This is a genomic window from Marinitoga arctica, from assembly GCF_054657315.1.
In genome coordinates this window covers 1-292 of sequence record NZ_BAAHYY010000097.1, presented here as the reverse complement: position 1 = coordinate 292, position 292 = coordinate 1, and the positions used below count along the sequence as shown (strand labels likewise).

The window sequence follows — 292 nt, the reverse complement described above, 5'->3', positions numbered from 1 at the left end:
CACAGGAATAGAAGAAATAACAGCAGCAGCACAAAACATATCCAAAAACACACAAGAATTAGCAAAAGAAGCAATGGAAGTATCAGAAGCAGCGAAAGATGGGGATATATCAATAATAAAAATAGCAGAAATAATAAACCAAGCAGTAGAAAAATCGAATATAACAGTAAAAAAAGTAGATGAATTAGTATCGAATGCAGGAAACATACAAGAAATAGTAGAAACAATAAATAACATAACAGAACAAACGAATTTACTAGCGTTAAATGCAGCGATAGAAGCAGCGAGAGCA

1 protein-coding gene is annotated in these 292 nt (G+C 32.5%); it reads left to right on the top strand.

The genetic code is table 11. The features are described from left to right. Positions 1-292, top strand: a 292-nt coding sequence (locus ACYQ44_RS10520; RefSeq protein ID WP_459997253.1) for a methyl-accepting chemotaxis protein, incomplete at both ends; no start/stop codon positions are given.